A 5,823-nucleotide genomic window follows, 5' to 3' on the forward strand; every position below is an offset into this window, starting at 1 on the left:
GAGGGCCTTGTCATTATTATCTGAGCCCTCCATATATTAACATGCATTAATGTACCTAGTTTCTTGGCAGCTTATTACATGAGTTAGCTAGGGCGAATATACTCTTGGGATTTGTCTATGGTTTCGCAATTAAACACTGTCGCGACAATTTGGTCTACGGCTTGAGCATAGTGACTAGTCTCGAATTGGGCTTCGTCTGATAGACGTTGCTCAAGGAAGAATTTTACTGCCGTAAGGTTAGCTGTCCAATACCAGTTGGCATATAAAGCATAGGCGGGCAGACAAAGCCGAGCTTGCTCTGGTGCAACTTCTGTTGCTAGAGAACCATAGTACATATTAAGAGAATAGGCAAATAATCTGCCTAGGTCTTTGGTCTGCTTATAGCCCTTTGTTTCGTCAAGTTTACCAGCGCTACCTTGTTTTAATTTCCGTGGAATTTTGCGCCATTGATTTGGCTCGGGGCAATAGAACTCAGGTTCAGATGTAACATACCTTCGGGAGGGAAGTTAGCGAGGTCGAGTTCTCCCCCAAACTCAACGAGGTGGTATCTTCGACATCGCGATGGATTATTTTTACCTCAGGCAAAACTGGCAAATACGGAGATCGCAAGGGCGGCGGGGAAGAGGTTAACTTATACACGTAAATATCAAAGAAACTGCTGCTATTGCCGGGTCTAATATCGCTGTGGAGAACATGGGACGATCTTCGAATTTCTTGGAGAGCAAAGGCGCACAAATTACTGTTCAAGATTGCTAAATTTGAGTTGTTATTCGATAGGCATGACAAGCTTTCACAAATGCGTCCCAAGTCTTCTAGGTGTTCCGGTTGAGTAAGTAATCTAAGGAACCGATAAAGATTATTAACATGATAGAGGGAGGTAAAGTGATGCATAAGCCAACAAAAAGATTTCATAATCTTACTGGGAGCTGTAGCGCCTCTAAGAGCGGGCAGACAGAAGGTGTTCTTTGTGAACTAGAAGAGGCGTGTCGTGCGCTAGTAGACAATGTCGGTGTTGCTATCTTCCATACTGACAGCAAAGGGAATATATTTGAAGCAAATAAAATGGCGATAGAACTTGCTGGCTACACCAAAGAAGAGCTTCTTGATATGAATGCTTCGCAGTTTCTGTCAAATAAAGACTTCGAGCGATTGCTTGATTTAAAGATAGAAGAAATTCCAACGGGATATTATCCATTAAGAGATACATTGTTGCTCGAAAAAGATGGGCATGAAGTTCCCGCAGACCTAATGGTTAGTATTGTTGAATACAAAGGTAGCCGGATATTCCAGATATTAGCTAGCGATATCACCGAGCACCGCAGACGCCATGATTCTCTCTTAGAGGCTAAAGAGCGTGTGGAACAAATATATAACATTATACCAAGTGCAATATTTACTGTCGATACGAATAACAACCTGACTAGTTTCAACAAAGCAGCCGAAGAGATTACAGGTTTCAGCGCTAAGGAAATAATAGGTAAAAAGTGCACGACTTTCGCGGTTGGGCCTTGTGCGAGAGGGTGCGGACTCTTGGAATTTGCAGATCAGATAGACGAACCAATCATTGGTAAGATATGTGAAATAGAGACAAAAAGCGGTGAGATACGAATTATATCAAAAAACATGGATATACTAAGAGACACGCGAGGGAATGTTATTGGCGGTGTTGAAAGTTTCGAGGATATAACTGAACGAAAGATTGCTGAAGAGACTATCAAGTACATGGCTTATTACGATTCTCTTACTGGCCTCCCAAATCGAACTCTATTTAATGATCGTCTCAGCGCAGCGCTAGGGCATGCCCATCGAAATAACGAAAGACTAGCAGTGCTATTTATTGATTTAGATAATTTTAAAATTATCAATGATACATTAGGTCATGCTGTTGGAGACGAATTGCTTCAAGCCGTTGCAGAACGATTAAAGAAATGTGTGCGCATCGAAGACACTATTGCCCGATTAGGGGGCGATGAATTTGTAATAATGTCGTCACGGGTTGATAATCCTGAACATGCAGCAGCGCTTGCTAAAAGGTTATTAGAAACAATAAGGCCTCCGTTTAACTTAGAAGAGAGAGATTTCCACATAACAACCAGCATAGGTATTGCTCTTTACCCTAATGATGGAGAAGATAACCAGGCTCTGCTAAAGAATGCAGATACCGCTTTATACAGTGCAAAAGGGCTTGGCAGAAACAACTACCAGTTCTATGAATCAACCATGAACATTATGGCTAGCTAAATGCGCTGATTTCTCTTTAGCTTGGAGATAATTTAACCCTGACATCTCTACCAGGGATTTTCGGTGTAGAATATGAGATTCGAACGGCCTCCAATACCCTCGCACCATCCATACTGAGCCTTGATTTCTCGCATTTAATCATCACAACACTTAACGGCCAAATTCTTGCTCGATTTGTTTCTTAACCAAATAATGGCTAGTTGCTTCGATTTAATAAAAGAACCTGACTTCGCCGCGTATTTAAAAGTAGCCGCTTTACCGCCGGCCCTCGGGTATGGGTGCGGTATCGCTGTCTGGCTTATAGAGCGGATACTTCTTCATCGGATAATGTAGCTCGTTGTATCTACTTTAGCTATCGGCTAGCGCATATTTTGCTAAGCTGCCTTTCTCTCGCTTGGCACTCAAGTGTAAGCAGGATTTTCTATTCCAGATCAATCTCCAACTTATTTCGTTGCTTTGCCCGCTCTTTTACGTGTTAAAATGGGTAAGTAAACAAAATAACTACATGGGTGGTCCTTAGAATGACAGCGGATAAGCATCAATCAAACCCAAACAACATGATCGGCCGGTTTACAGCCGATGAGATAGAGCAGGCGCATGGCGCCGTCTTCGACACGGCCGCCGATATTATGTACATCTTCGATGTCGATAGCCTGCAAATCCTAGATATGAACCCACGTGGGCTCGAGGAACTTGGGTATACCATAACCGAGATACGGCAAAAGGATTTTTACGACCTGCACGCCGTCGAGGAGCGCGAGCGGGCCGAGCAGATCGTCGAGATGTACAGAAGAGAGGGCGGCATCTACAATATCCGCGACCTGCACCTTCGGAAAAAGGACGGCGGCCTGATCCCGGTGGAGAAAAACGGTAGGATCACCGAGGTCAACGGCAAGCCACTCGGGCACTGAATTTGCCGCGATATCAGCGAGCGGGTCAAGGCAGAGCTTGAGATCCGCAAGCGGGTGGAGGACCTGGAGGTCCTTAAAACAGTTGCACTGAGCATATCGTCGGGACGTGACAAGGATGAGCTTTTTTACACCATCGTTTCAAGCGCCGTCGAGCTCATCGACTGCGACGCGGGCGGGCTCGCCCTGTTTGATGAGAAAGACCAGCGCATCATCCTCCCCTATACCTATAACCTACCTGCATATCCGGCCGGTTTCAGCTACAAACTCGACTCGGATATTCTTAGTCTCGCCATCAATTCCGGACAGGCACAGCAGACGGATAGCTACCGGCAAGAACCCCACGGGATAGAAGGGCTGGTTGGCACAGGTATTCGGGCAATGGTGGTCGTCCCGTTGAGGGCACGGGGCAAGATCCTGGGGGCGCTCTGGTTGACGATGCTCGGCTCGAAGCGGGTCTTTTCCGCATATGACATGGTCTTGCTCGAATCCATCGGCGGGCAGGCCGCCGTGGCCATCGATAACATCAACCTCTTTGAGGAACAGCGCTATATCTCGGAAACGCTGCAGCGCGGGTTTGCTCCAGGGCGACCCCCGCGAGCAAAACACACGGATATCGGCATCTTCTACGCATCGGCAACGATTGCCGCCGTTGTCGGCGGGGACTTTTACGATGCGGTACAGCTTGCAGATGACAACGTCAGCATATTTGTCGGCGATATTTCAGGGAAGGGGATCGAGGCGACTGCGGATGCCGCAATGGTAAAGTATACCTTGCGGGCGGTCTCTTTTGAAGACCCCGATCCCGCAAGCGTCTTAACGAGCGCCAACGATATCACCGCAAACCAGCTTATGGGCGGGCACTTTGCCACGCTGGTTTACGGTCTCTACAATACGGCGAGCGGGGAACTACTCCTTGGTATCGCCGGGCACCCATACCCGCTTCACTACTCGGCGGCCAGAGGTGAAGTCGCACCGGTTACCGCCAACGACCCGGCGTTTGCGCTTATCAAAAACTACCGGTATACGGATGTGGCGCTTCGCTTAGCGGAAGATGATCTGCTGGTCCTCTATACCGATGGGATCATAGAGCTTCGCCGCGACAAGGAGTTCTTTGGGATGGAGCGCCTTGGTGAGCTTATCGCAAAATACTCCGCACTAAAAGCGCAGGAGATAGCGGATAGGATCATCGAAGAGGCCAGGGAGTTTGCCAGGGGGCGCCTGACGGACGATATCGTATTGATGGTGATCAAGCGCACTGGCTAGGTGGCAGGTTTCGCGGGACGCTCCCGTTCCTGAATCGCCTTGTAGATCACAAAACCTGCGGCGCCAAGACCGAACAAAACGTAAAGGAACCTGAGCACCGGCCCCAGGAAGGGTATCGCTCCCAGAAGCATTACTATGAAAAGCCCGATGAGAAGGGCAAGCGCGTTACCGCCGCTCAGCTTAAAGTACCCACTGATCAACTTTCCAATCGCGAGGCCAACAAAAATTTTGGCGACATAAATCCCGAGGACGTATAAGAAGATTGCCGTCAGGCTTATGGGAATCGTTATTACCAATATCAAGAGAATGAGCGCTGCCAGCGGCACAAGTATGAAAAGCGCCAGGCCGACCAGGAGGCTTATCCAGGTCGAATTTACCACAGCGGCGGCGATGCGCGGAACTTTTACCGGGAACAACGCGAGCAATACGATGCCGAAGAGATATGCCGCGAGAAACGAGACTGGTTTACATCCAGGCGCGCCGTGCCACCAACGGGGCCGTCAATAACAACGCCGCCGCCGGCCGCCTGCAGTTTTCTGCCGATGGCACCGCTAAGCTGGGCGTTGCCCGAGGCGAGAAGTGCGTCGCGACCGATAGATGCTGAGGACGCGGCCTCGATGGTGCCGCCCGCAATCAACAGGTCATCGCGAACCGGCCCGTTTATGGTAACCGTCCCACCCGCTACGATAAGATCCCCGTTAACTTTACAGTTGACGACAACCGTTCCTCCCGAAACATAGAGATCGTCGTTGATGGTCTCTCCTGAATCGATGGTGACGTTATTGGATGATCGCAGCGCAGCGGCGAACGCGGCCTGCGGCACAATGAACAGAATACTACACATGATGGAGATGGTAATCAATACTAACCGTTTCAAGCGCTCAACCCCTCTACTCTACGGTAGATGGAGCATGACCCCATCGTAGTTGAAATTCGAGGCAACACCAGTAAGCCCATTCTAAGCTACACCCTCCTTTACGCCACGCGCTCAGGTAGTAAGACCCGCATTTACGCTTAACATTGTCGCCGATGAACCGGATAATAGAGTTTTAGAATGTGCGGTAGCAGCAAAAGCCAATATTATTGTCACCGGAGATAAGCATCTATTAGATCTTAAAGCATATGAAAGTATAAGAATAGTAAGGGCGGCAGATCTGCTTTATATTGTTTAAAATCAGGGCTTTATCAACCAATTCCGTACCTATGTAAGCCATGCACTTTTCACAATTGCGCACTTTCTCTGTTTGCATCTCTTATTTGCGCTGGTAGGACAAGTGGTCGGTGCCTGACACCTAGACATCAAGGCCCTCATTGCCTTCGGGTCAAACTTCATGCCCTGATCTTTCTTCATGCGGCTTATGGCCTGGTATGCGGTGAGTCTTTCATCCGGGTTGTCGGACCGCGTGAG

At 48.5% G+C, this 5,823-nt stretch carries 6 protein-coding genes and 2 pseudogenes; 4 read left to right on the top strand and 4 right to left on the bottom strand.

Going from position 1 to position 5,823, the window contains the following annotated elements; translation table 11 throughout:
• Positions 1-83 precede the first annotated feature (83 nt).
• A pseudogene (locus tag COY37_RS11735) lies at positions 84-488 on the bottom strand (FAD-dependent thymidylate synthase); the annotation flags it as partial.
• Positions 489-885: 397 nt separating this feature from the next.
• Here COY37_RS11735 and COY37_RS02095 point away from each other — a divergent pair.
• The 3 genes from COY37_RS02095 (at position 886) to COY37_RS02105 (ending at position 4,415) form a co-directional block, all read left to right on the top strand.
• Positions 886-2,241 carry a sensor domain-containing protein gene (locus COY37_RS02095; RefSeq protein WP_286679329.1) on the top strand — a complete coding sequence of 452 codons (1,356 nt, stop codon included), beginning with the start codon at positions 886-888 and terminating at the stop codon, positions 2,239-2,241.
• A 521-nt stretch (positions 2,242-2,762) separates the two neighbouring features.
• On the top strand, positions 2,763-3,152 hold the full coding sequence (locus COY37_RS02100; RefSeq protein WP_286679330.1) for a PAS domain S-box protein: 390 nt from the start codon (positions 2,763-2,765) through the stop codon (positions 3,150-3,152).
• Positions 3,153-3,206: 54 nt separating this feature from the next.
• Positions 3,207-4,415, top strand: coding sequence for a GAF domain-containing SpoIIE family protein phosphatase (locus tag COY37_RS02105; protein ID WP_286679331.1), 1,209 nt, complete (start codon positions 3,207-3,209; stop codon positions 4,413-4,415).
• Here the strand turns inward: COY37_RS02105 and COY37_RS02110 are convergent.
• Both COY37_RS02110 and COY37_RS02115 read right to left on the bottom strand, forming a co-directional pair.
• Entirely contained in the window at positions 4,412-4,831 is a 420-nt protein-coding gene (locus COY37_RS02110; protein WP_286679332.1) for a hypothetical protein, read from the bottom strand. The two genes, COY37_RS02105 and COY37_RS02110, sit on opposite strands and share 4 nt — an antisense overlap.
• The gene (locus COY37_RS02115; protein WP_286975808.1) at positions 4,819-5,292 is read right to left on the bottom strand and encodes a hypothetical protein; all 474 of its coding nucleotides are present in this window, start codon (positions 5,290-5,292) and stop codon (positions 4,819-4,821) included. The genes COY37_RS02110 and COY37_RS02115 overlap by 13 nt, the downstream gene beginning before the upstream one ends.
• A gap of 121 nt (positions 5,293-5,413) precedes the next feature.
• Here COY37_RS02115 and COY37_RS11740 point away from each other — a divergent pair.
• Positions 5,414-5,587, top strand: a pseudogene (locus COY37_RS11740) (putative toxin-antitoxin system toxin component, PIN family); the annotation flags it as partial.
• A gap of 29 nt (positions 5,588-5,616) precedes the next feature.
• Here COY37_RS11740 and COY37_RS02120 read toward each other — a convergent pair.
• Positions 5,617-5,823: hypothetical protein (locus tag COY37_RS02120; RefSeq protein ID WP_286975811.1), on the bottom strand; the 207-nt coding region annotated here is incomplete at its 5' end.

The sequence above is a fragment of the Candidatus Aquicultor secundus genome (assembly GCF_002791875.1).
Taxonomy (GTDB): Bacteria; Actinomycetota; Aquicultoria; order Aquicultorales; family Aquicultoraceae; genus Aquicultor_A; species Aquicultor_A secundus.

What these genes read in the sequence shown, in the direction of transcription:
- COY37_RS02100 (WP_286679330.1), top strand. Translation starts at nt 2,763, where the DNA reads ATGACAGCGGATAAGCATCAATCAAACCCAAACAACATGATCGGCCGG.
- COY37_RS02095 (WP_286679329.1), top strand. Translation starts at nt 886, where the DNA reads ATGCATAAGCCAACAAAAAGATTTCATAATCTTACTGGGAGCTGTAGC.